Annotated in this window: 18 protein-coding genes and 2 pseudogenes; 9 read left to right on the forward strand and 11 right to left on the reverse strand. The window is 63.3% G+C overall.

The window, feature by feature from the left end; genetic code table 11:
• Positions 1-111 precede the first annotated feature (111 nt).
• The 6 genes and pseudogenes from VQ045_RS18780 to VQ045_RS18805 form a co-directional block, all read right to left on the reverse strand.
• Positions 112-600 (reverse strand): annotated as a pseudogene (locus tag VQ045_RS18780) (IS110 family transposase); the annotation flags it as partial.
• Between the two features lie 115 nt (positions 601-715).
• A complete protein-coding gene (locus VQ045_RS18785) occupies positions 716-1,879 on the reverse strand; it encodes a mandelate racemase/muconate lactonizing enzyme family protein (protein WP_331831194.1) in 1,164 nt (387 codons plus the stop codon).
• Between the two features lie 13 nt (positions 1,880-1,892).
• On the reverse strand, positions 1,893-3,191 hold the full coding sequence (locus VQ045_RS18790) for a TRAP transporter large permease (protein ID WP_331831195.1): 1,299 nt from the start codon (positions 3,189-3,191) through the stop codon (positions 1,893-1,895).
• The gene (locus VQ045_RS18795) at positions 3,191-3,685 is read right to left on the reverse strand and encodes a TRAP transporter small permease (protein WP_331831196.1); all 495 of its coding nucleotides are present in this window, start codon (positions 3,683-3,685) and stop codon (positions 3,191-3,193) included. The genes VQ045_RS18790 and VQ045_RS18795 overlap by 1 nt, the downstream gene beginning before the upstream one ends.
• A gap of 6 nt (positions 3,686-3,691) precedes the next feature.
• On the reverse strand, positions 3,692-4,687 hold the full coding sequence (locus VQ045_RS18800) for a TRAP transporter substrate-binding protein (protein WP_331831197.1): 996 nt from the start codon (positions 4,685-4,687) through the stop codon (positions 3,692-3,694).
• 32 nt (positions 4,688-4,719) lie between these two features.
• Positions 4,720-5,448: a FadR/GntR family transcriptional regulator gene (locus VQ045_RS18805; protein ID WP_331831198.1), complete on the reverse strand. Its 729-nt coding sequence runs from the start codon at positions 5,446-5,448 to the stop codon at positions 4,720-4,722.
• Positions 5,449-5,867: 419 nt separating this feature from the next.
• Here VQ045_RS18805 and VQ045_RS18810 point away from each other — a divergent pair, with 419 nt between their 5' ends.
• The 4 genes from VQ045_RS18810 to VQ045_RS18825 all read left to right on the forward strand — a co-directional run bounded on the left by VQ045_RS18810 (position 5,868) and on the right by VQ045_RS18825 (position 12,662).
• On the forward strand, positions 5,868-8,492 hold the full coding sequence (locus VQ045_RS18810) for a 2-oxoglutarate dehydrogenase E1 component (protein WP_331831199.1): 2,625 nt from the start codon (positions 5,868-5,870) through the stop codon (positions 8,490-8,492).
• A 79-nt stretch (positions 8,493-8,571) separates the two neighbouring features.
• Positions 8,572-10,260 carry an acyl-CoA dehydrogenase family protein gene (locus tag VQ045_RS18815; protein WP_331831211.1) on the forward strand — a complete coding sequence of 563 codons (1,689 nt, stop codon included), beginning with the start codon at positions 8,572-8,574 and terminating at the stop codon, positions 10,258-10,260.
• A gap of 179 nt (positions 10,261-10,439) precedes the next feature.
• Positions 10,440-11,375 (forward strand): LysR family transcriptional regulator, encoded by a 936-nt coding sequence (locus VQ045_RS18820; protein ID WP_331831200.1) that lies wholly within the window; start codon positions 10,440-10,442, stop codon positions 11,373-11,375.
• Positions 11,376-11,456: 81 nt separating this feature from the next.
• The gene (locus VQ045_RS18825) at positions 11,457-12,662 is read left to right on the forward strand and encodes a CoA transferase (RefSeq protein WP_331831201.1); all 1,206 of its coding nucleotides are present in this window, start codon (positions 11,457-11,459) and stop codon (positions 12,660-12,662) included.
• A 21-nt stretch (positions 12,663-12,683) separates the two neighbouring features.
• Here the strand turns inward: VQ045_RS18825 and VQ045_RS18830 are convergent, their stop codons facing one another.
• From VQ045_RS18830 to VQ045_RS18845, 4 genes are all read right to left on the reverse strand, one after another.
• Positions 12,684-13,793: a maleylacetate reductase gene (locus tag VQ045_RS18830; protein WP_331831202.1), complete on the reverse strand. Its 1,110-nt coding sequence runs from the start codon at positions 13,791-13,793 to the stop codon at positions 12,684-12,686.
• A gap of 3 nt (positions 13,794-13,796) precedes the next feature.
• Positions 13,797-14,987, reverse strand: a complete 1,191-nt coding sequence (locus VQ045_RS18835; protein WP_331831203.1) for an enolase C-terminal domain-like protein — start codon at positions 14,985-14,987, stop codon at positions 13,797-13,799.
• A 17-nt stretch (positions 14,988-15,004) separates the two neighbouring features.
• On the reverse strand, positions 15,005-15,991 hold the full coding sequence (locus VQ045_RS18840; protein ID WP_331831204.1) for a 2-hydroxyacid dehydrogenase: 987 nt from the start codon (positions 15,989-15,991) through the stop codon (positions 15,005-15,007).
• A gap of 93 nt (positions 15,992-16,084) precedes the next feature.
• Complete coding sequence (locus VQ045_RS18845; protein WP_331831205.1) at positions 16,085-17,017, reverse strand: LysR family transcriptional regulator; 933 nt, start codon at positions 17,015-17,017, stop codon at positions 16,085-16,087.
• Positions 17,018-17,323: 306 nt separating this feature from the next.
• Between VQ045_RS18845 and VQ045_RS18850 the strand changes: the two genes are divergently transcribed.
• The 4 genes and pseudogenes from VQ045_RS18850 to VQ045_RS18865 form a co-directional block, all read left to right on the forward strand.
• Complete coding sequence (locus tag VQ045_RS18850; protein WP_331831206.1) at positions 17,324-18,316, forward strand: tripartite tricarboxylate transporter substrate binding protein; 993 nt, start codon at positions 17,324-17,326, stop codon at positions 18,314-18,316.
• Between the two features lie 61 nt (positions 18,317-18,377).
• Entirely contained in the window at positions 18,378-18,839 is a 462-nt protein-coding gene (locus VQ045_RS18855; protein WP_331831207.1) for a tripartite tricarboxylate transporter TctB family protein, read from the forward strand.
• Positions 18,840-18,851: 12 nt separating this feature from the next.
• Positions 18,852-20,357: a tripartite tricarboxylate transporter permease gene (locus tag VQ045_RS18860; protein ID WP_331831208.1), complete on the forward strand. Its 1,506-nt coding sequence runs from the start codon at positions 18,852-18,854 to the stop codon at positions 20,355-20,357.
• Between the two features lie 56 nt (positions 20,358-20,413).
• Positions 20,414-21,124, forward strand: a pseudogene (locus VQ045_RS18865) (IS3 family transposase); the annotation flags it as partial.
• Here VQ045_RS18865 and VQ045_RS18870 read toward each other — a convergent pair.
• Positions 21,080-22,027 (reverse strand): LysR family transcriptional regulator, encoded by a 948-nt coding sequence (locus tag VQ045_RS18870; RefSeq protein ID WP_331831209.1) that lies wholly within the window; start codon positions 22,025-22,027, stop codon positions 21,080-21,082. The pseudogene VQ045_RS18865 and the gene VQ045_RS18870 sit on opposite strands and share 45 nt — an antisense overlap.
• 170 nt (positions 22,028-22,197) lie before the next feature.
• Here VQ045_RS18870 and VQ045_RS18875 point away from each other — a divergent pair, with 170 nt between their 5' ends.
• Complete coding sequence (locus VQ045_RS18875) at positions 22,198-22,743, forward strand: hypothetical protein (protein ID WP_331831210.1); 546 nt, start codon at positions 22,198-22,200, stop codon at positions 22,741-22,743.
• Positions 22,744-23,101: the final 358 nt, after the last annotated feature.

Consider the following 23,101-nt stretch of genomic DNA (forward strand, 5'->3'; position numbering starts at 1 on the left):
ATTGACGCGCAGTCCTGACCTTGACCTCGCGCGACAATTAGGAAACCTTCGACCTCGACCGCAGGCGCTTATCGTAATTGACGCTGCCGCTCATCCCAATCGTCGCTCTATACGATTATAGTGGAACCCTTGACGCAGCAGAAATCCGGAGAGTTGCTGACGGGCCTGCCGCAAGCTACGTCCCGCGGCCAGGCGAGCGCGAACCAGATCGCGCACCGCCTCATGGGCAAGGTCGGGAACCCATACGGGCGTCAGTTCGCCAGCCCGATGCAGCTTCGCCAGATTGATCGCGTCCCGACGATCCGTCTTGATCCGATCTCCCGGCCTGCGCGGGATCAGCGAGGGAGCCACCACCACGCAGTCATGCCCCGCCGCGGTCAGTTGCCGCTGAATGCCATAGCCGCATGGTCCGGCCTCGTAGCAGAACCGCAGCACCACTCCCGGCTGGGCCAGCTTGCTCGAAAGACGCGTCAAAGCCGCAGGCGTATTCGAAATCTGTCCGTGTTCGCGGACTTCCCCGCGCCTGCCACTGTCCGCCAGAGCGACCGAAATCGTCTCTTTGTGAACGTCCAAACCGACGTAGGTGATATGTTCGCTCATGGCCCGTCTCCTATGCATGAGGCTCGGCGCCGGGATATCCGGCGCAATCCTCGATAACCTGCATACTGTGAGACGGGTCGCCCTATCTCAGGCGAACATGTGGTCTAGCATATTTTCACTGGTCCACGAGACCTCCGTCCAGGTGCCTTCGCATCGAAACAGGTCGCGTGATCGGAGGTCTGATTTTTTCGGCATCGTCGCGCAAGGTAACGCCGAGGCCAGGGGTCTCCGGGCGAGACATGAAGCCCTGCTCGACCGTCAGGTCGCTCTCGACCAGTGCGTGCCCCAGGAGCTTGGGCGTGCTTTCGAGAACATAATTGTCGTAGCCGGTCGGATATTCCTGGATGGCAACGTTCGACCGGCTGAAGCCGATGGCGGCGCAGGCTGCGACACCAATCGGAGAAATTGGATTATGGGGTGCCACCTGAACGTCGTTGGCTTCGGCGATCGCAGCAATCTTCATGGCGGCGGTGATGCCGCCGCAGATGCCGACTGACACACGCGCGAAGGACATCGCCCTCCGTTCGATCGCCATCTTGAACTGGTAGATGTTGAAGTAACGTTCTCCGGTCGCAATCGGGACGGGGGATCTGCGGGCGACATCCGCCATGGCATCGATATTTTCCGGACGGATGGGGTCTTCCAACCAACCCGGCGTGTATTCGGCAGCCGCATGGGCGAAGGTCACCGCCTCGGCCGGCGTCAACCGGCGATGGAGTTCCAGCATCAGATCAACGTCTGGACCGGCTGCCTCCCGGCACCGCCTGACGGTCTCGATCCCCATGCCGACCAACCCCGCATGACCCAGGAAATACGGCTGGTCTTCCGGTTCATCGAGGAACGGGTTCAGATGGCCGATCGCGGTAAAGCCTTCGGCAGCCTTCTGACGCGCGTAATCGGCTACCTGGTCGACCGTCTTCGCATAGACGTGGGCGTAGACGCGCAGCTTGTCGCGGACTGCACCCCCGAGCAGCTCGTAGAGCGGCACCCCGTAAGACTTCGCCTTGATGTCCCAAAGGGCGATGTCGACGGCCGAGATGGCACCACCCACAGCAGCGCCGTTGAAGTGCGCAAACCGGTGCATCATCTGCCAGTGCCGCTCGATGCGCCTCGGATCTTCACCGATCAGATAGTCGCAATACTTCTGCAGCGCGGCTTCCGAAGCCTCAAGATGCCCCCAGGCGCCGCTTTCTCCGAAGCCGACGATCCCATTGTCCGTAATGATTTCGACGAACAGGAACTGTCCCGCACGACGGGGGCGGGCTCTTTCGATCTTCACGGGGCAGTCTCCTTCAGTGGTATCCGAATGCGTAAGGCAGGCCCGTCACCAGCGTCGGGACGAGTATGAGAATGCAGAGGAAGACGATCGCGAGGAAAACGTATGGAACGCTCACCTTGAACAGTGTGGCGATCGGCACGTTGGCGACCTTCTTCAAGGCATAGAGCACCATACCGACTGGAGGGGTCATTAACCCCACGGTGAGGCTCATCGCCATGACGATGCCGAAATGGACCATGTCGAGCCCAACACGTTCGGCAATCGGCATAAGAATCGGCGTCAGGATAATGATCGCAGGCGTCTGAGCCATGAAGCAGCCGACAAGCAGCCACACCCCAAGCAGGAGGAACAGGACGATCGTCGGATCGTCGGAGATGCTGGTGACAAGGCTCGCCAGCGCCTGCGGCAAACCAAGCCGCAACATGATCACCCCGAAAGCCGAGGTCATCGCGATAATGAACATCAGTGTCGCAGTATCGAGCGCAGTGCCCTTCAATTGCTCGAGCAAATCGCGGGCCGTCATCTCGCGATAGACGAGTGTGGTCAGCAGGAACGCATAGAGGACAGCGACGGCAGCAGCTTCGGTCGGCGTGAAGATGCCTCCGTAGATGCCGGCGAGAATGATGCCGGGCGTCAGCATCGGCAGGATCGCGCGAACTCCCTTACGTCCGACGTCCCGGGCATGCGGCCATGAGCCTGCGGGCATCTGCTGCCGATGAGCCTGGTAGGCAACCCAAGCCATGAAGGTCAGCGCAAGCAAAATTCCGGGAACGATTGCTGCCAGGAACAGCGTCGCAACCGATTGCTCCGCCTGAACCGCGTAGGCGATGAGAACGATCGAAGGGGGTATGACCGGCCCGAGCAGCGACGAGGCTGCCGTCACGCCGGCCGAGAACCCCTCCGGATAGCCCTTCGACCGCATCGCCTTCATTTCGATCGCGCCGAGTCCTACGACGTCGGCGGTCGCCGATCCCGACATGCCGGCGAAGACGAAGCTCGCGAGGACATTGGCATGTCCCAAGCCACCCCGCAGCGGCTGGGCGAGCGTTGCAACGAAGTCGAAGAGCCGGACCGTCACGCCGCCTGAATTCATCAGGCGACCTGCCAGGATGAAGAAGGGGATGGCCAGCAAGAGGAAATTGTCGATCCGGTCGACGGCGAAACGGGCGACCATCTTCGGCACAAGCGTACCGAACGGGTCGCCGAACAGCGCGATGCCACCAATAATCGAGGCTAGCCCGGCCGAGACTGCGATCATGAGCCCCGCCATGATCATCACCACGACGCCAAGCGTCAGCACAATAGGAAGCATCAGGCATCGATCCCGTCGTGCTCGCTCGGAAGATAGACTTCCGGATCGCGCCAGGTGAGCAGAACGAGCAGGGTGAAGAACGCCAATGCCAGCCCTTGGATCAGGTAGACAAACGCGACAGGCACGCCGGGCACTGAGATGAAGGTCATATTGCGCGTGGCCTCAGCCTGTAGGAAGGCACCGATCGCGAAATAGCCCACGACGACGGCTGTGATCGCCTTGAGGAGGACGATGTAGGCGAGAAAGACCGGCTTCGGCAGCAGCGTGACGAAGAAGTCGACGACGATGTGCTCACCCCTGAGATAGGCCGCGGGGAGCGCCGCATACACGGCGCATACCAGCGAGATCCGTGAGACCTCCTCTGTCCATGCGAGCGGAAAATCGAGGAGGTAGCGAAAGGCGACCTGGCAGAGGACGGTTACCACCGTCACCAGCAACAACAGCACCGAAATGCCCAGCCAGGCCGCCCCGACTCCGTTTACGAGTCTCGCCATCGGGTTCTACTTCGCGTCGGCCCTGACGGCTTCGACCTCGTCGAGGATGCCGGGCTTGCAGTTCTTTGCGGCATATTCATCAAGGATGGGACGTGCGGCCTCGCGAAAGGCGGCAATATCAGGTTGGACGAATTCCGCCTCGCCGCTTTCCTCGATGGCCTTGCGGATCGACGCGTTTTCCTCCTCGACGGCGCCATACAGCCAGTCCATCGCCTCCTGCAGGGTGGCGTCGAATGCCTCGCGATCCTCCCCGAGCCCGGCGTAGAAATCACTGTTCACGAAGGTGAGATTGTAGGTCCAGACGTGGTTGGTCAGGCTGATGTAATCTTGGACCTCATGGAACCGCGAGCTGTAGATCGTCGACAGCGGGTTCTCCTCAGCGTCGAACACGCCCTGGCGCAACGCACCGTAGAGCTCCGACAGGGGTAATGGCGCCGGCTGGGCTCCGTATTTTGCGAAGACCTGAGCACGCAGATCATTGGTCACCCGGAACTTCAGACCAGCCAGATCGGAAGGCACCTCGATCCGCTTATTGGCGGTGACATTGCGGCTGCCCCGGCGTCCAACGCCCGCAATCTCGATATTGTAGGACGCCTTCATCGCCTGCGATGCTTCCTGACCGACAGAGCCCCGCCAGACCGCAAAACCGTGATCTTCGTCCCGGTAGACATACTCGGCCTCAAGGCACTGATACTGCGGCGCGGCGTATTGCAGGACCACGGGCGAGCTGAGATTGACGTCGATCTCTCCCGAGGAAAGTTGCTGGATGAGTTCACGCGTCCCCCCAAGTGTCCCGCCAGGCATCACGTTCAGCTCGAGCCGCCCGTCGGTTTTTGCCGAGAGAAGCTCTCCCCACTTCTCCATCGCCTGCGTGCTGACGTCATTGGCATTGAGAATGGTGGCAACGGTGACGGTCTTCGCCTCGGCAACACCGGATCCTAGTAGCAGTGCGGTCCCCGCCATCAATGCCGTCATCGACATCAGCGCCTTTGTCTTCGTCATGCTTGTTCCTCCCCTTTGATTGGCAATCTTTTTCAGGTCGACTCGCCATCTCTCCCGACGAGTGCCTGCATCTCGAAATGACGCTCCATCAGCTGGCGCGCCTTGGACGCATCACGCTCCTGCATCGCTTGAAGAATGGCCCAGTGCTGCTCGCTGCGCTCAGGAGCCGGACGTGGCATCAGACCAGCGGTCTTCCACGCCGAGCTGAAATAGCGGTGAGCCTCGGCCTGCAGCGCAACGACGTATGGGTTGCCCGACATTTCGCCGATCATCGATTCGAAAGTGAGATCGATAGAGTGGGCGAGTTTCGTACGGTTCGGCTCCGAATCCGCGACCTCCAGGTAGCGCCGTAACGCCATCAGCTCGTCGTCGCTTGCGTTCAACACTGCATGCTCGATCGCCGCGCAATCAACGATGCAGCGCGCAGCCGTTGCCTGCTGAAGCAACTTGCGCCTTTCCGCAGATCCAAGATGCGTCGCGTCCAGCAGCGCCAGCTGCTGCGCCTTCTTCACGAAGATTCCGGATCCCTGCCGGATGTCGAGAATGTCGAATCCCGCAAGTAACTTTAGCCCCTCTCGCACAGCGCCTCGGCCGACCTGCAACGCCGCTGCAAGCTCCCGCTCCGTCGGGAGCCGGTCGCCCTCGACCAAACTGCGAGAGGCGATCAGATGCTGAAGCTGACGTGCCACTTCGCTGGATACCTGCCGTCGCGGGATCGGCTGCATCTCTTCTGCTAGCGATGTCGATCCTGATGCAGTCATCGGTCATCCGTTATCGGGTGGTAGCACCAATTTGCATACCGACATTGCATTGTCAATTCGATTGGAAGCCGGCGGATGGCTGAACCCCTTTGCTTGGCGAGAGTTTACCCGCACTCCTACCCGGCGAACTCGCGAATGGACGGCTCGGGGGCAATCCGTTTGGCGCGTTCGAGGAGAGCATCGTGCAACTGGATCGGTTTGGGCACCGTGTTGCTGAAACGCCCTGACCCAGGTGGATCCCTTCAATGGAGAAAGACCCTCAGGACATGTCGAAGGCTGATATCTGATAGGATCGAATAGGCCGCTGTTAGAACAGCGAACCTTTAGTATCATTGTGATTGAGACGGACACCGACATCGCGCTTCGAACGACAGCCATGCGAATGCGGTCTCAATTCGTGCCCTCGATCAGGACGTACAGTGAATCAGCCTCCCTTCCTTTCGGCATCCGCAGCATCTGCCGAGGACGACCGCGCGAATTGCCGTATCGGGCCGGAAGCCCCGATCCTGGATTGGCGCCTCATCTTGAACGCAGTGGCGAAATTCGACGCCGTGGACGGGGGCGAAAGCGCCCGGTCTGAAACCATCCCTTGCGAGGAAATCCGCGCACGCGGGCATCTGGCCGCAGATCTAGACCCGCTGAACCGCGCCACGCAGGACAATGGCGGATCTTCGGCCTTCCGCGATCGGCTGGCAGAACTCTATTGCGGTCCGCTGACCCTGGAGAGCGCGCATATCGACAGCGCCGATCGTCGGCGCATAGTCCGCGCGGCATTCGAGGCGCGCGCCAAGCTTCCGGATGCGGCGACCCGTCGGCGCGCGTTCGATCTGCTTGTGGCGGCGGAAGAGTTCGAGGCTCTGCTCGGCACGCGGTATCCGACGAAGAAGCGTTTCGGTATCGAAGGCGGCGAGACCCTTGTTCCACTGGTAGATCGGCTGCTGCACCAGGCGGCGGCTGCCGGCATCGAGGAAGTGCATGTCGGCACCATGCATCGCGGACGGCTGAACCTGATGGCGAATGTGTTCGGCATGCCGCTGCGACAGCTGTTCGCCACCTTCACCGGGGTCCATCCCTTCGCCTCCGAGACGCCAGTGCCGGCGGATGTCCCCTATCACCTCGGACATACCGGCGAGTTGCGCTATGGCGACCGGCTGCTGCGTCTGGTGCTGACCCCGAACCCGTCCCATCTCGAAGCGGTCAATCCGGTCGTACTGGGCCGAACACGGGCTGCCGGTGACAGGCGCCGCAGGGCCGGAGGGGCACGGCGAAACGTCCTGGCGATCCTCCTGCACACCGATGCCAGCGTCATCGGCCAGGGTTCGGTGGCAGAGACCTGCCAGCTGTCCGAGCTTTCGGACTTCGGCGTCGGCGGGACGATCCATGTGGTCGTCAACAATCAGATCGGCTTCACCACCAGTCGCGACGAAGCCCGCAGCTCGCGTCACTGCACAGGCGCCTGGAAGAGCATCGACAGCCCGATCTTCCACGTGAACGGCGACGAGCCGGACGCGGCATTGCTCGCCGTCGATCTCGCCGTCGCCGCCCGCAATGAACATGCCTGCGATACCGTCATCGACCTGGTCTGCTACCGGCGCAAGGGTCACAACGAAATCGACGAGCCACGCTTCACGCATCCGAGCCTTTACAGGGCCATCGGCACGCATACACCGGTCCGCCGGCGCTATGCGGCAGCGCTCGCGGAAGCCGCGGTCGTCGATGCGGTCGACGAGCAGCAGATGGCCGAACGGTGGCGAACCACGTACCGCGAGGGGCTTGCGGCGGCCGCCAGCTACCGGCCCGACAGCGATGGCTTTCCCGACGGGGTCTGGGCGGCATATGCGCCGGCTGTACGACGAGAGAGCTCCGCCCGGGACATCGACACAGGCGTCGAACGGCACCGGCTCGAAAGCCTGATCAGGTCGCTTGCCGCGATCCCCGAATCCGTGGCCGCCGACGAGAAGGTGGCACGGCTCGTCGGACAGCGCGCGGACGCGATCGATGGGGACCTGAACTGGGCGCTCGCCGAGGCCGCCTGCTTCGCCACCCTGCTGACGGAAAGGACGCCGGTGCGGCTCAGCGGCCAGGACGTCATCCGGGGCGCCTTTTCCCATCGCCACTTCGCCCTTACCGACACCCTGTCCGATCAGCGCCACGTCAGCCTGAACCATCTCCAGCCGGATCAGGCCCGCTTCGATGTCGTCAACAGCCCCTTGTCCGAGCACGCGGTCCTCGGCTTCGAATACGGCTACAGTCTCGACGCGCCAGACGCGCTCGTCATCTGGGAGGCGCAGTTCGGCGATTTCGCGAATGGGGCGCAGATCATCATCGACCAGTTCATCTGTTCGGCCGAGGACAAATGGCGCCAGCCATCCGGCCTCGTCATGCTGTTGCCGCATGGATTGGAAGGCCAGGGACCGGAACATTCCTCCGCGCGGATCGAGCGCTTCCTGCAGCTGGCCGCGCGCGACAACATCCAGATCGCCAATCCGTCGACGCCGGCAAACTATTTTCATCTTCTGCGCCTGCAGGTCTCGGCACCTTGGCGAAAGCCGCTGATCGTCATGAGCCCGAAGACCCTCCTGCGGCTGCCGGCGGCAGTTTCGCCACTCGCCGATTTCGAACCGGGAACGCGGTTCCAACCGCTGATCGTCAGCCGCGCTCCGGAAGCGGCCGTCGAGCGGGTCCTGCTTTGCACGGGCAAGATCGCCTACGAACTGGAGCGCCGGCGGGACGCGCGTCAGGGCGATGGCACTCTCATCGTGCGCCTCGAGCGGCTCTATCCGCTCCCGGCACAGGAGCTGCTCGCGCTGTTCGAGCGCTGGCCGGAGGCGGAGTATCGCTGGATTCAGGAAGAGCCGGAGAATTTCGGAGCCTGGAGCCATCTCGATCGCCGCATCGAGACTCTGCTGGTGGAGGCGGGCGTCTCCCGACCGCGGCTTGCCTGCCTTGCCCGACCCGAGGCGACCTCGCCGGCGGGCAGCTTTCACGCGGAGCACGAGCGCGATCAGGCGACGATCGTCGAGGCGGCATTTGCCGCCGGATGATGCACGGATACAGAACCTGGAGCGTCGTGCTGCGGAGGCTGGGCGTCGAGACAGGAATTGGGAAGAGACGATGAACGAGATGTCCGGCGCTGCGTCGAACTGGTCGCCGATCGACGGCACGACGGAGACCCTCGACAGGGCAAGCGCCACGCTGATCCATGTCGATCGGCTGGTCGGCATCCTGCGTCAGGCCGTGCTCGCCGCGGTGGCGCCCGACGGCGTAATCGACAAGGATCGGATCGACCGGCATCAGTCGATCGTCCACGGCTTTGCCTGGTGCGCGACCTATGCGCAGGCGCTGGTGCAACTGCGTGAATGGGCCGGGCGTCTGGACGAGGCGGACCGCTTGGGCGCGACGGAACGTGCGATCCTGGCCGCAGCATTCGGCGAATATCTGGCCCAGATGGTGGGCGGCCTCTGGATGAGCCAAGGCGAGATCGTCCGGCCCTCGGACTTCGGGATCGACCCGGCCGAGGTCGAGGCGTTTCGGACGGGCGTGGCCGACAGCGTCCGGCTCGGCACCGACCCCGAACTGTCGGTCTGGATCGCCCATCGGGTTGCGGAAACGATCTCCGAAGGCGGCGGGGGCGATCCGGGGCTATGCGACGAGACGCTGGAGATGGTCCGCGATCAGTTTCGCCGTTTCACCGACGAGAAGATCGCGCCCTTCGCGCATCAATGGCATCTCCGGGATGAACTGATCCCGCTGCCACTGATCGCCGACATGGCCGAAATGGGCGTCTTCGGCCTGACCATCCCGGAAGCTGATGGCGGCCTCGGGATGGGCAAGCTGGCCATGTGCGTCGTTACCGAGGAACTATCGCGCGGTTACATCGGCGCCGGCTCGCTGGGCACCCGGGCCGAGATTGCAGGGGAACTGATCGGACAGGCGGGAACGCCCGAGCAGAAGGCCCGCTATCTTCCCGGCATCGCCAGCGGCGAGATACTGCCGACCGCCGTCTTCACCGAGCCTGATACCGGCTCCGACCTCGGCGCATTGCGCACCCGTGCGGTCCGCGAGAATGGCGCCTATTTCGTCACCGGCAACAAGACCTGGATCACCCACGCCGCGCGCAGCGATCTGATGACGCTCCTAGTGCGTACCAACCCCTACGAGCCGGGGTATCGCGGCCTGTCCATGCTGCTCGCAGACAAGCCGCGCGGCACCGACGACGAGCCGTTTCCAGCCGAGGGGATGGCGGGAGGAGAGATTGCCGTGCTCGGCTATCGCGGCATGAAGGAATACGAACTGAGTTTTGAAGGCTTTCGCGTCCCGGCGGATGGTTTGCTCGGCGGGCGCGAGGGCGAAGGCTTCAAGCAGTTGATGGCGACATTCGAGTCGGCGCGCATCCAAACTGGCGCGCGCGCCGTGGGCGTCGCGCAGAACGCCATGGAACTCGGCTTTCGCTATGCCCGCGACCGCATCCAGTTTGGCAAGTCTTTGCTGGACTTTCCTCGGATCGCCGGCAAGCTCGGCCGCATGATCGTCGAGACAATGGCGGCGCGCCAGCTCACATATTTCGCGGCGCGGGAGAAGGACAGCGGTCGGCGGTGCGACATCGAGGCGGGCATGGCCAAGCTGCTGGCCGCGCGCACCGCCTGGGCCAATGCCGACAACGCGCTGCAGATCCACGGCGGCAATGGTTTCGCGCTGGAATACGAGATCAGCCGCGTACTGTGCGATGCCCGCATCCTCAATATCTTCGAGGGGGCCGCCGAGATCCAGGCGCAGGTCGTCGCCCGCGGTCTCCTGGGCGGACGCAATTGAGCGTGGTCGCCACGTTGCCGTCCGCCCCGATGGTGACCGGCACTCCTCCGGCGTGCCCCGATGCAGTTGCGCGCCGACGCGCCGATCCCGTAAGGCTTACGCGACGGGTGGGGCGATTTCCGACCCGGCGCCCTGCGGGGAAGTGGGGTACGCGTGACTGGGGGATCGATCGAGGCGGAATGGAGTTCCTGAGGCTCAGTTATTTTGTTCAGGTGGCCGAACTCGGGAGTTTTTCCAAGGCGGCAATCTCGCTGGACGTGACCCAGCCGGCGCTCAGCCGGCAGGTGCGAAAGCTGGAATCGGAGCTGCGCACCGAACTGTTCTATCGTCACGGCCGCGGCATCGCACTGACCCCGTCGGGGCGTAAGCTCCATGCCGCCGTCAAGCCCTTGCTGGAGACGCTGACCGATATCCGCGAGGCGATCCAGGAGGACGCCGATCGCATGACCGGAACCGTCACGATCGGGCTGCCGCCTTCCCTCTGCGCGACGCTCGGAGCCATGCTCGACGAGCGGTTCCGCTCGCGCTATCCCGACGCCGTTCTGCGCACCCGCGAGGGCTTCAGCGGCATCCTGATGGAATGGATCGAGACAAGACGCCTGGACCTTGCGATCCTCTACGACGCGCGGCGCGGCCGCGGGATGCATGTCGCACCGCTGCTGGAGGAAAATCTCTTCCTGATCCAGCGGCCGGACACGATCCCCGACAGCTCGCCCGTCGAGATCGGTGCGCTCGATCGTTTTCACTTCGTCCTGCCCGGACCGGAGAACGGGCTGCGCCGGGTCGTCGATGCCGCCGTGCGGCAGGCGGGGGTCATCCTGCGGGTGAAGACCGAGATGGATTCGGTCGCCGCCCTCAAGCAACTCGTCCTGAACGGTCACGGCCAGACGATCCTGCCGTTCGGCGCCGTTCATCAGGAGGTCGAGGCGAAACGCCTCGTCGCCCGCCGCATAAGGTCGCCGGCGATGCAGGCGAAGCTGATCACCGCGACGCCGCTGAACCAGCCCGTCTCGCGGGTGACCCGCGCCCTTCTGAGCCTCGTCCATGAATGCGTCGACGAGCTCGTCCGGGCGGGCAGGATCGACGGCACGACGCACGGCATGCCGACGGATTGAGGGCTGCGACGGGCCCCGCGGGCGACCGGGCTGGTCCCGCCTGTTGCCGCCCGAGTGACAAGCCGAACGAGAGAGAGCCGCATGACCCCCCTTCTCACCGACCTCCGCGTCGTCGAGGTTTCCGCCTTCATCGCCGCGCCGCTCGGCGGCATGACCTTGGCCCAGCTCGGCGCCGAGGTCATCCGGATCGATCCGCTCGGCGGCAATGTCGATTATCGCCGCTGGCCGCTGAACGAGACCGGCGAAAGCCTCTACTGGGCCTCGCTCAACAAGGGCAAGCGCTCGGTCGCAATCGCCATGAACCGTCCCGAGGGGCAGGAGATCGCCCGGGCGCTGATCACGGCCGGCGGAGACGGGCACGGCATCCTTCTCACCAACCTCCCGGCAAAGGGGTGGCTCGACTACGACGTTCTGCGGCGGGAGCGCGCCGACCTCATCATGCTGCAACTGACCGGCAATCCGGACGGCTCGACGGCGGTCGACTACACCATCAATTGTGCCAGCGGCTTTCCTTACGCCACGGGCGCGAGCGAAGAGCCCGTCAACCACGTCGTGCCGGTATGGGACGTTGCGGCCGGTCTCTACATGGCGACCGGTCTCCTGGCGGCGGAAAGGCATCGCGCCCGCACGGGAATGGGCCAGAAGATATCGCTGTCGCTGGCCGACGTGATGCTGGCGACGGTGAGCAATCTCGGCTTCACCGCCGAAGTCGAGGTGAACGGCCAAGGGCGCCGCCCGCTTGGCAACGATCTCTACGGCGCCTACGGGCACGATTTCGCGACACGTGACGGCCGGCGGGTGATGGTGGTGGCGATCAGCAATCGACACTGGCGCGCGCTGGGAACCGCCACGGGGCTGGCCGAGCGGCTGGCGATGATCGGGCCGATGATGGACGTCGATCTTGCGACCGAGGGCGGACGTTTCGAAGGCCGTCACGCGATCTCGGCCGTGCTGTCCCCCTGGTTCGCCGCCCGTGCGCTGGACGAAGTCCGGGAGGCCCTGGAAGGGACCGGCGTCTTGTGGGGCGCCTACCAGGATTTCGAGCAGCTCGTCGCCGAGGACGCGCGCTTCTCGACGGCCAATCCGCTATTCCAACGGGTCGACCATCACGGCATCGGGCCGTTCACGACGCCGGGTACCCCGCTGGGTTTCGGCGCCGTGCCGCGACAGACCCTGACGGGCGCGCCACGTCTCGGCAGCGCGACGGAAGCGGTCTTGGCGGACATCCTCAAGCTGCCGTCGCACGAGATCGCGCGACTGGTCGACCAGGGCGTCGTGGCGGTCTGAACGCGGACCGCCCGCGGCATCCTACTGTGGACGGTCGCCGCGAAGGGCGGCGAGGGTGATGCGTCGGACCGCATCCTCCGTGACAGGCCCCGGATTGAGTCCATTGTCCGTCTCCACCGTGATCCGCACGATTTCCGCGACCTGCTGCTCGGTGATTCCGACCTCCGAGAGCCGGTTCGGCAGCCCGACCTCCGCCAGGAGGTCGAAGATCGCCGCGCCGAGCGAGGGCACAGCCAGGGCCGACTCGATCATGCCGATCTGGTCTGAGGCGAAGTCGCTGTTGTAGGCGGCGACATGCGCCAGCACGAGCGCGTGCGAGAGCCCATGCTGGACGCCGAAGGATCCGCCGAGAGTATGGGCCAGTCCATGCTGGAGCGCGAAGCCACCGGTAAGGGCCGCGCCCCCCAGATAGGCGCCGTAGAGAAGCTGCGTACGGGCGTCCAGGTCATCCGGATCTGCGGCGACACCGCGCAGCCCGTCGGTGATGGCGCTGGCCCCTCTGGCCGCCGCGAGGGCGTTGATGGGGCTGATCGTGGGGACGTAAATTCCGTCGACGCAATGGGCGAGCGCGTTCATCGCGCTTGCGGCGCTGACGTCGAATGGCAGGGACAGCGTCAGTTCCGGATCGTAGATGACCGTCGCCGCCAGCATGCGCAGGCTGGTGTGCATGCGTTTCACCTTGTCGATCGTGATGCCGCAGAAGCCGGTCATCTCCGAGCCGGAATAGGTGGTGGGAATCACGATGATCGGCAGGCCGAGCTCCAGCGCGATCGCCTTGCCAAGTCCGATCGACGCCCCGCCGCCCGCGCTCACAAGACAATCGGCGCCCATTTCGCTCGCCTTGCCGCGGCAGGCGCGTGCCAGTTCGATCGGCACCTGCGAGATCGCCTCCGGCATCAGGCCGATGCACAGATCCCCCAGATGCCCGGCCAGGTTTCTGGCCAGCGTGCCGCGGCCGGGTGTGGACACCACAAGCGCGCGTTTCGCGCCCAGCCGCTCGACTTCGTCGGCAACCGTGCGAACCGTGCCAGCGCCGAAGACGATGCGCGGCGGAGTGGCGTTATAGACGTCGCCCGGCGTGTCGAAGGCAGCCGGCACGTCGGCGTTGGCAATCTTTGCGGCTACGTTCATGTTCTACCAGTCCACGATGGTGCCGTCGCCGAGCACTGCGCTCAACGTGTGCATGACTTCCGGCTTGAAGGGGTGCTTGGCGGCCTCGGTCTCGTTGATCTCGACGCCGAGGCCCGGCGCGTGCGGGATCTGCCAGGCGGAGCCGACCCGCCGCATGGGCGTCGAGACGACGTCGTCGTACCAGGGCACGGCGCCGGACATCTCCTCCTGAATAACGAAATTGGGGATGGAGATGTCGTAGTGCAGCGCTGCTGCGCCGGCGATCGGCCCGTTCGGATTATGCGGGGCCACCCCCATCATCGCCTGTTCTGCGGCCGCGGCGATCTTCTTGCCTTCGAGGATGCCACCCGTGTGGTTCAGGTCCGGCTGGATGATGTGCAGAGCCTTCTGTTCGAACAGCGGCTCGAATTCCTTGTAGCCGACGAGCCGTTCGCCGGAGGCGATCGGGCAGTTCGCGCGTTCGGTGACCATCCGCAGGGCCTGGGTGTCGCCGGGCTGCACCGGCTCCTCGCAGAACATCGGCCGATAAGGCGCCAGTTCCTCGATATATTGCAGCGCGCCGGCCACCGTGGCGGGGCGGCCGTGGAAGTCCACCATGATGTCGACGGTCTCGCCGACCGCCTCGCGCAGCACCTTCATCAGGCGCCCGACATGCCGACGCGACGGGATGTCGACCGAATAGTGCGAATAGGGGATGAACACGACCTTCAGCGCATCATAACCCATCTCGACCACGGCGAGCGCCTTGTCGCGCAGGGCTCCCTCGTCGAAGGTCTCGTACACCGACCGCATGTCGCCGAGGCCGAGATGGGTGTAGACGCGGACCTCGTTGCGGGTCTGTCCGCCGAGCAGCCGCCACACGGGCAGCCCCACGCTCTTGCCGAAGATGTCCCAGAGCGCGTGTTCGATGCCGCTGATCGCGGTCGCCCCGATGATGCCGAGCTTATAGTAGCTGTGCTTGTTGAGGATGCGGACGATCTGTTCGATGTCGCGCGGATCCTTGCCAATCAGCAGCGGCTCGAGATCCTCCACTGTGGCGGCAACGGCACGGGTCTTCCAGTTGAGGCTGGCTTCGCCCCAGCCGTAAAGGCCGTCCTGGTCCGTCTGGACCTTCACGAAGATCCAGTTGCGCATCTCCGCGTTGACGACGAGCGTCGTCACGCCGGTGATGCGGATCGGGTTCTGGCTGGACATCCGTCTGTCAGCTCCGGTTAGTTGGCGGGTCCGGCGGCAGGCGCCCGGACCTCGTTGAGCAGCGGCTCGCCACGGGCGAGCCGATCGAGATTGGCGGCAATGAACGCGTAGCGCCGCTGCGGCAGCTGCTTTGTCCAGGCCGAGGAATGCGGCGTACAGACGGCATTCGCGAGCGTATGGAACGGGAAGCTCGACGGCTCGACGCGATCGTCGGAGCCTGTCGGGTAGCGGTACCAGACGTCGAGACAGGCGCCGCCGATCGTCTTTCGGGACAATGCCTCGAACAGCGCCACCTCGTCGGCGATCTCGGCACGCGAGATGTTGATCAGCACAGCGGTGGGCTTCATAGCCGCAAGCTGCGCCTGGCCGATCAGTCCGGTCGTCGCCTCGGTGAGCGGGCAGGCGAGGACGAGATAGTCCACCTTTGGCAGCAGGCGGGGCAGGTCCTGCGGAGGCAGGATTTCGTCCGCAGGCCCGACGTCGCCGGCATGGGCATCGATGGCCACGATGCGCATGCCGAAGGCCTTGGCGCGAGACGCGATGGCCCGGCCGATCCGGCCGAAGCCCACGACGCCCAGCGTCTTGCCGTGGATCTCGCCGTGCGGCACGCGCTGTCGATAGATGTCGGGCCATGTCTCGGGCGTGAAGCTGCGGCGCATCTCGACGGCACGGATTTCCCATTCCAGCATCGCCGAAAGCACGTATTCGGCGATCGGGATTTCGTGCTCGAACACGTTGCAGACGGCGGTGGAATCGGAGAGCGAGGGAAAGTCGATCCCGTCGAGTCCGGCGCCCGGGACGTGAAGCAGTCGGACCGGGGGAAACCGGTTTCCCTGGCGCTTCAGGCGCAGGGAGATCACCGCATCTTCGGGGAGAATCTGGCCGTCGAGTGCGTCGGAATACGCAGCTTCGCGGGGCAGTGGTACGATCTCGTGGGATTCCTGCAGGCTCGCCGCCAAGGTCCTGGCGTGATTGGCAGCCTCGCCGATCATGAATATCTTCATCGCATCGTCCGGCCTCCCCCCGGATTGATCGCGACGCTATTCCCGCCCTTTCATGTCGTCCAATTATTTTGCTGGATAGTTTGATAAGCGTAATTAATTAGTGCTGGCGGATTCGGCCGGCTTTTTGTCCTCTTGCGGGCGGTAAGTCGCCAGTGCAGCGGCGCCGATGGCGACGAACTGCTGCGCCATCGGCGCAGCATCCTGGCTCGGATAGGCGGCAGCGACTCGCAATCTCGGCGTCACCGAATCCAGCGTGCGGTAGGTTGCGAAGGCGCGATCGTAGTGCTGGACCTGGGCGGCGACGAAGCCGATGCCGAGGTTGCAGGCAGCCATTGCGACGATCGACTGCGCCGGCGAGATCTCAATGATCTTGCGCGGGCTGAAACCAGCGTTGTGGCAAAGGGCGATGAGATGGTCGTGGACATGCGGCCCAACCCCGCGCGGGAACAGGATGAAGGTTTCTCCGGCCAGATCGGCGAGAGTCAGGGACGGCTTCTTCGCCAACGGGTTGGCCTCAGAGAGCACCACCTTGAACGGCAGTTCCGCGAGGACATCGCAGCGCAACGCCCCATCGTCGATCGGCGGATGCAGAAGCCCGACATGGATGTCGCCGCTGCGGAGCGCCACCACCTGCTCGTCGGTGGTCATCTGCTGCACGTCGACATGGACCTGTGGCAGCACCGCGTGGAAGCGCAGCAGGATTTCCGGCATGGTGATGAACAGCGCCGATGGCGTTGTTCCCACGCGCAGCGTCCCGATCAGGCCGTCGTCGGTCTGCCGGGTGAGTTCGACAGCGGTCGCCATCGAGCGCAGGATCTTGCGCGCCTCGCCGAGGAAGACTTCGCCCGCCCGTGTCATCGAAACCTGTCGCTTGCTGCGATGGAGAAGCTGGACCTGCATCTGCTCTTCGAGCTGGCGCAACTGCTGGCTGAGGCCGGGCTGGCTGATGCCGCTGCGGCGGGCCGCACGGCCGAAATGCAGCTCTTCCGCGAGGGCGACGAAGCATTCGAGGCGTCGGCGATCCATGGGATTTGCTCCTCGCGCTGCCGGCTTTTCCCTGCCTGCGAAGGGGCCGGCCACGTTCCGCTAGCCGCTTCCGATTGATAAGCAGCTGTTCTTAACGGATCAAATAAAATAATTAGACACAGTTGAGAAGCCCTTCATAGTGGTGGCGTGAACGAGCCGGGTGGCAATGTTTACGGGCGTTTCCGCGCGGGAGGAGTGTGCGGATCCATCCTTTTGCACCCCGGCCGCAATCCGCTCTCGCGCATCAGCTTTCCTGGCGCATGACGTGCTTCGGACAGCCGTGAGGGCATGGCTCGGGAGGAAGACATGAAATCCAAGATGTTGCGCAGGCTGGGGCTTGCTCTGGCAGCGGCAGGTGCGCTCGTGACCGCACAGGTCCACGCCCAGGAGAAGCCGGCGGATTTCCCGCAGCGTCCGATCAACCTCGTGGTGGTCTATCCCGCCGGAGGCGCGGTCGACGTTACGGCTCGGACCTTCGCCCAGATTGCCGAAGAGAAGATGGGCGTCGACATCCGGGTCGAGAACCGCGTCGGCGGGGCCGGCATGGTCGGCCATACGAGCCTTGCCAAGAACACCGAGGCGGACGGCTACACGGTCGGCGTCCTGGCCAATCCCTTCCTCTATACCGACATTCTCCTGAAGGGCGCGCCCTTCACCATCGAGGAGTTCGAGCCGATCAACGAGATCAGCTTCGACCCGGTGGTGTGGGTGGTCAACGCCAAGTCCGACATCGGCAGCATGTCGTTCGACGAGATCGTCGATCATGCCAAGAGCACCCAGCTTCAGGTCGGAATGAATCCCAACAGCGTCTTCCTGTTCGTGAGCGAGTTCATCGAGCGAGCCAAGGAACTGGAGTTCAACTTCATCCCCTTCGACGGCGGCAAGCAAGGCGTGGTTGCGCTCTTGGCTGGCGACGTCGACGCCACGGCGAGCTTCTATTCCGAGATCGATCAATATGTGCAGTCTGGCGATCTGAAGCCGGTGGCCGTCACTGGCGATAAGCGTCATCCCATGCTTCCCGACACCCCGACACTATCTGAGCTCGGCGTGCCTGCCGGCGGCCAGGCGTGGGGTGCGACCCGTATCTTCACGCTGCCTGCCGGCGTTCCGGAAGACCGTAAGGCCTATCTGGAGGATGCATTCCTGAAAGTGCTGGAGTCGGACGAGGCGAAGAAGGCATTCGAGGAAGCCGGGCTGACCCTGGCCCCGACCGGAGCCGAGGCGGCGCAGAAGCAGTATCAGGAATCCTTCGAGACGCTGAAGACCTTCCTGGCCGAGACAGGCCGCATCCCACAATAGTCCCGACGGATCACACGCGGCCCCGCCCTCCCGGGTGCGGGTTCGCGTGTTGGAGCCTCTCATGCGCTACGCTTTCTGTGGCATGCTCGTCGCGCTGTCTGCCGCACTGGTCTGGCAGGCCATACAGCTTTCGGGGCCCGCAACGGTGTATCCGCTCGTCGTGACGAGCGGTGCACTCATCTTCTCCCTCTCCTATGCTGTGATGCGAGCGGTGAACGGCTGGGATGAAGGAGCCGTGCCCTTCGCAATGCCACGCTCGTCACTGCCGCGGGTAACCGCCTTCGTCCTTGTCTGGCTCGCTTATGTCCTGCTGCTTCCCTATGGGGGCTTCATTCTCGCGACATGGCTTGGACTGCTTGCCTCCCTGGCGATCGTCCGCGGCAGGCTCGGACTGGTCGACGCCATGTCGACGGCGCTCTTCGTGGCCGTTCTCGCCCTTCTGATGAAGGCCGTCCTCTACGTTCCCGTGCCGCAGGGCTGGCTCGATCAGAGCCTCGAAATCCTGCTCTACCGTATTCGCTGAGGGGCTTCTGTCATGATCGAAGGTGTCATCGCAGCCCTGTCGCCTCTGAGCCTGTTCTTTGCAGCTCTCGGCGTCGTGCTCGGGATCGTGTTCGGCGCCATCCCCGGACTCACCGCGACCTTTGGCATCGCGCTTCTGATTCCGGTGACCTTCCTGATGGACCCCGTCCACGGTATGATCATGCTGGCGGGCATCTATGCCGGAGCCATCTATGGCGGCAGCATTTCGGCCATCCTCCTCAATATTCCCGGCACGCCTGCCTCGATCGTGACGGGTTGGGAAGGCAACGCGATGGCCCGTCAGGGCAAGGCGCCACTGGCGCTAGGCCTGTCGGCCGTCAGTTCGGGCGTGGGAGGGCTGATCTCGGCACTCGCGCTCATGTTCCTCACCCCGGTTCTCGCCCAGTTGGCGCTCCGCTTCGGCGCACCCGAATATGTCGCGCTGGTGATCTTCAGCCTGGTGATCGTAGTCGTCATGCTGGATACGCCGATCTTCGCCAACATCACCGGCGTCTTTCTCGGACTGATCATAGCGGCGATCGGTATCGACCCGGTCCAGGGAACAGCCCGCTTCACCTTCGGCTTCTATCAGCTCTATTCCGGGCTCAACGTTGTCGCGGTGCTGGTCGGCTTCTTCTGTCTGCCCCAGGCGATCATCCTCGCCGCCGAAAGCATAGCCGGCGCGACTGCCAGTTCGGTGGGCCGGGTGGGCGCCAGCCCGCCGGGCCTGGTGGCGCGCATCGTCTTCAACAACCGCTGGAACATCCTGCGGTCTTCGGCGCTAGGCACGGCGCTCGGAATTCTTCCCGCAGTCGGGCCGGAATCCACCCCGCTTGTCGCCCATACGATGGAGCGCCGGATGTCCAAGGATCAGGCGCAGTTCGGCAAGGGCTCCGAGGCCGGCCTGATATCGGCAGAAAGCTCCGTCAGTGCCAATGTCGGTGGCTCTCTCATCCCGCTCCTGGCGCTTGGTATCCCCGGAAGCGGCGCCGCCGCAGTCTTCGTCGGCGCGCTGACCCTGCACGGGCTCCAGCCTGGGCCCCTGCTGTTCACCAGCCGCCCAGAGGTGATGTACACCTTCTTCACGGGCTTTCTCGTGGTGAACGTTCTGATGACGGTCGTCGGGCTGTTCGGCGCCCGCTATCTTGCCGCGCTTCTATCGCTGCCGAAGGCGGTCATTGCCACATTCGTCGCGTTCTTCTCGATTTTCGGCGCATATGCCGTGAGCAGCAATCTGTTCGACGTGTGGGTAATGTTCGCCTCGGCGCTGCTGGCCATCGGCGTCGGCGCGGTCGGCATTCCAATCCTGCCGATCGTCCTCGCCTTCATTCTCGGCGGCGTTCTGGAGCAGAATGTCGCGATAACGGCCGCACGGGCTGGCGGGTTAGGGTATTTTCTGGAGCGCCCGATCGCCATGAGCCTCGCGGCCCTGACCGTGGCGATCGTCGCCGCCGTGGCCTGGCGCGCCGTGCGAGGAATTAGGGCACGACGCGAAGGGACAAAGGCTAATGCGGACTGAAGATGGCCAGGACTCGATCCCGTGAAAGTAGCACTACTGCTGGGCGCGCAGTGGCTTATGGGTATCGCCGGATCACGGCGCTGCTGCAGGAGGCCGGATGGACGGTGAACGTCAAACGGGTCGAACGCATCTGGCGACGGGAGGGGCTGAAAGTGCCGCAAAAGCAGCCGAAGAAGGGTCGGCTCTGGCTGAACGACGGATCCTGTGTCCGTCTTCGGCCGGAGTATCGCGACCATGTCTGGTCCTACGACTTCGTCGAGGCCCGAACCCATGATGGACGGAAATTCCGCATGCTCAACATCATCGACGAGTTCACCCGGGAATGCCTGGCGATCCGGATCGACCGCAAGCTGAATTCGATCAGCGTCATCGACGCTCTGACCGACCTGTTCATCCTGCGCGGCGTGCCAACCCACATCCGGTCGGACAACGGGCCGGAATTTATAGCCAAGGCAGTGCGCGAATGGATCCTCGCCGTCAGCGCCAAGACGGCGTTCATCGAGCCTGGCAGCCCCTGGGAGAACGGCTATTGCGAGAGCTTCAACGCCCGACTTCGAGACGAACTCCTGAACGGCGAGATTTTCTACTCGCTGGCCGAGGCCAAGGTGGTGATCGAAAGCTGGCGGCGCCATTACAATACCGCACGCCCGCACTCATCGCTGGGTTACCGTCCGCCGGCACCCAAGGTCGTGCAATGGCCGGCTTCGCCATCCGGCCCGGCTTCACCGGCCACGCCAGCCTTGGCGCCAAGGCCTGTCATGCACTAAGATTTGCCCCGGACCACTCGGTTGGGGCAGGCCAGGCGCAGTACCTTCGAACAGAGCGGCGGCTTGCCTGATTTCGCGTTGCATATGTTGGCGAAACAAGACGACGCGTTTGGTGTTGCGCAGATCATAGTGATACAATAGCCAAAGTCCGAGTTCATGTTGTTTTTCAGGTTCATGGAACCTTGCCAGCTCGGGGTCGCTGTCGCCCAAAAAGCAAGGCAGAAAACCAACGCCCAGCCCTTCTTTCATTGCCGCAAGTGTGAGCGAGGTTTCGTCGACGTGGAATTCGTGATCGGCGTGCAGCCATGCCTGCTTGGTCCAGGTTCTATGATACTCGCAGCAATCAACCCCAATCCATTTTTCCGCCGCTTTTCCCGATTTGACCGCCGCGCAGTAACCGCGTGCGCCATAGGCGGCCGAAGCCACGGTTGTCAGGCGCGTACCGATCAAGGTTTCCAGCGGTTTGTTGGTCTGCCGAATGGCGACGTCGGCCTCACGTTCGGACAGGCGCACCGAGTTATTGGTGACCTGAATGCTCAATTCGATCATTGGATATGCGGCGCTGAACCGCGCAAAATAGGGCATCAGCACAGTCGATGCCATGTTGGCAATTGCTGTAACCCGCAACTCGCCTGCGACGTCTTCGGCTTGACCGCCAACCAGCCCTTCAAAGGACAACAGCTCCTTCTCGATCCGGCAGGCGGATTGCCTCAGCTCTTCACCGGCCTCGGTTAGGACATAGCCAGACGCTTTGCGTTCAACCAACGGTGCGGCGAGTTTTTTCTCTAATGCGTGAATACGACGCGAAACGGTGGAATGCTGCACACCCAACCGTTTGGCGGCATTGCTGAAAGACCCTTCGCGAGCCACCGCCAGGAAAATCCGTGCGTCGTCCCATTGCATCCGATGTCCCTTGCCATGTGCATTTTTGCAAAACGTTTGTCGAATTTTCTCCAATTCCCAAAAGTCTGAACCAGTGCAACCAATTAGGCAACCGGAAACATGTTGTTGTTCTGCCGGTCCCGAGATCACGAAGTTAGAAAGTAGTGAACTCTGCAAAAAGGAATTTTAGCATGACCAAGCAAAAATTTACCGCAATGACGATCTCGCTCGCTTTGACTGCTACGACAGCCTTCGCGAATGCAACGGAAGACAAGACTGCCCGCGCCATGTCAGCGGCACCTTCAGATATCTCAGCCGAGGCTACGATAATGGATGTGGATGGCACAGTCCTGCGCCAAGGGTCTAACGGATGGGTTTGTATGCCGGGCGTCGGCCTGATCCCCGGCGACGAACATCCGATGTGTAACGATGCTGTGTGGATGAAATGGATCGGGGCCGTCGTATCGAGCGCAGAATTTTCCACCGATGTGATTGGCGTTTCCTACATGCTTCAGGGTGACGCAATGGTAAACAACGACAATCCAATGGCAACTGATCCCAATGACGGCGGCGTGTGGGTGCAGGACGGACCACATATTATGATGCTGTTCCCGAGCATGGACATGCTGGCCGACCTGCCACGCGATCCTTTCGCCGGCGGTCCTTATGTCATGTGGGGCGAAACACCGCTTGCCCATGTCATGGTGCCCATCGAAGCCAAAGAAAATGCAAACTGATATTTCCACCAAAATAAGGAGAGCAGGATGTCTGTCGAACACATCCGAAATTCAGTGAATGACGTTATCGCCTACCTGAAAGAGAACCCGCAAGACGGGCTAAGCACCAGTCCGCCGGTCACCGCGGTTATGGAAGAAGGCCTTCGGTGCCGTGCCACCGGTACGGCTGGCCAGTCCATCGTGACAGACATGCCCAAAGCCGTCGGCGGGGGCGGTACAGCGCCGTCACCGGGTTGGCTGGCACGCGGGGATGTCCCGAAGTTTGTTGAACTTCGTTGAGCGGCGATGCCGGGTTGAACGTTACGCGGCCCTCGATGCAGGGGCAATGAACTTTTCGGCATTTTGGCGCTGATGGGCA

The organism is Aurantimonas sp. E1-2-R+4 (assembly GCF_036549515.1).
Taxonomy (GTDB): domain Bacteria; phylum Pseudomonadota; class Alphaproteobacteria; order Rhizobiales; family Rhizobiaceae; genus Aurantimonas; species Aurantimonas coralicida_A.

Coding starts and splice junctions, on each gene's coding strand:
- VQ045_RS18790 (WP_331831195.1), bottom strand. CDS start 3,191: ATGCTTCCTATTGTGCTGACGCTTGGCGTCGTGGTGATGATCATGGCG.
- VQ045_RS18795 (WP_331831196.1), bottom strand. CDS start 3,685: ATGGCGAGACTCGTAAACGGAGTCGGGGCGGCCTGGCTGGGCATTTCG.
- VQ045_RS18800 (WP_331831197.1), bottom strand. CDS start 4,687: ATGACGAAGACAAAGGCGCTGATGTCGATGACGGCATTGATGGCGGGG.
- VQ045_RS18805 (WP_331831198.1), bottom strand. CDS start 5,448: ATGACTGCATCAGGATCGACATCGCTAGCAGAAGAGATGCAGCCGATC.
- VQ045_RS18815 (WP_331831211.1), top strand. CDS start 8,572: ATGTCCGGCGCTGCGTCGAACTGGTCGCCGATCGACGGCACGACGGAG.
- VQ045_RS18820 (WP_331831200.1), top strand. CDS start 10,440: ATGGAGTTCCTGAGGCTCAGTTATTTTGTTCAGGTGGCCGAACTCGGG.
- VQ045_RS18825 (WP_331831201.1), top strand. CDS start 11,457: ATGACCCCCCTTCTCACCGACCTCCGCGTCGTCGAGGTTTCCGCCTTC.
- VQ045_RS18830 (WP_331831202.1), bottom strand. CDS start 13,793: ATGAACGTAGCCGCAAAGATTGCCAACGCCGACGTGCCGGCTGCCTTC.
- VQ045_RS18835 (WP_331831203.1), bottom strand. CDS start 14,987: ATGTCCAGCCAGAACCCGATCCGCATCACCGGCGTGACGACGCTCGTC.
- VQ045_RS18840 (WP_331831204.1), bottom strand. CDS start 15,991: ATGAAGATATTCATGATCGGCGAGGCTGCCAATCACGCCAGGACCTTG.
- VQ045_RS18845 (WP_331831205.1), bottom strand. CDS start 17,017: ATGGATCGCCGACGCCTCGAATGCTTCGTCGCCCTCGCGGAAGAGCTG.
- VQ045_RS18850 (WP_331831206.1), top strand. CDS start 17,324: ATGAAATCCAAGATGTTGCGCAGGCTGGGGCTTGCTCTGGCAGCGGCA.
- VQ045_RS18855 (WP_331831207.1), top strand. CDS start 18,378: ATGCGCTACGCTTTCTGTGGCATGCTCGTCGCGCTGTCTGCCGCACTG.
- VQ045_RS18860 (WP_331831208.1), top strand. CDS start 18,852: ATGATCGAAGGTGTCATCGCAGCCCTGTCGCCTCTGAGCCTGTTCTTT.
- VQ045_RS18870 (WP_331831209.1), bottom strand. CDS start 22,027: ATGCAATGGGACGACGCACGGATTTTCCTGGCGGTGGCTCGCGAAGGG.
- VQ045_RS18875 (WP_331831210.1), top strand. CDS start 22,198: ATGACCAAGCAAAAATTTACCGCAATGACGATCTCGCTCGCTTTGACT.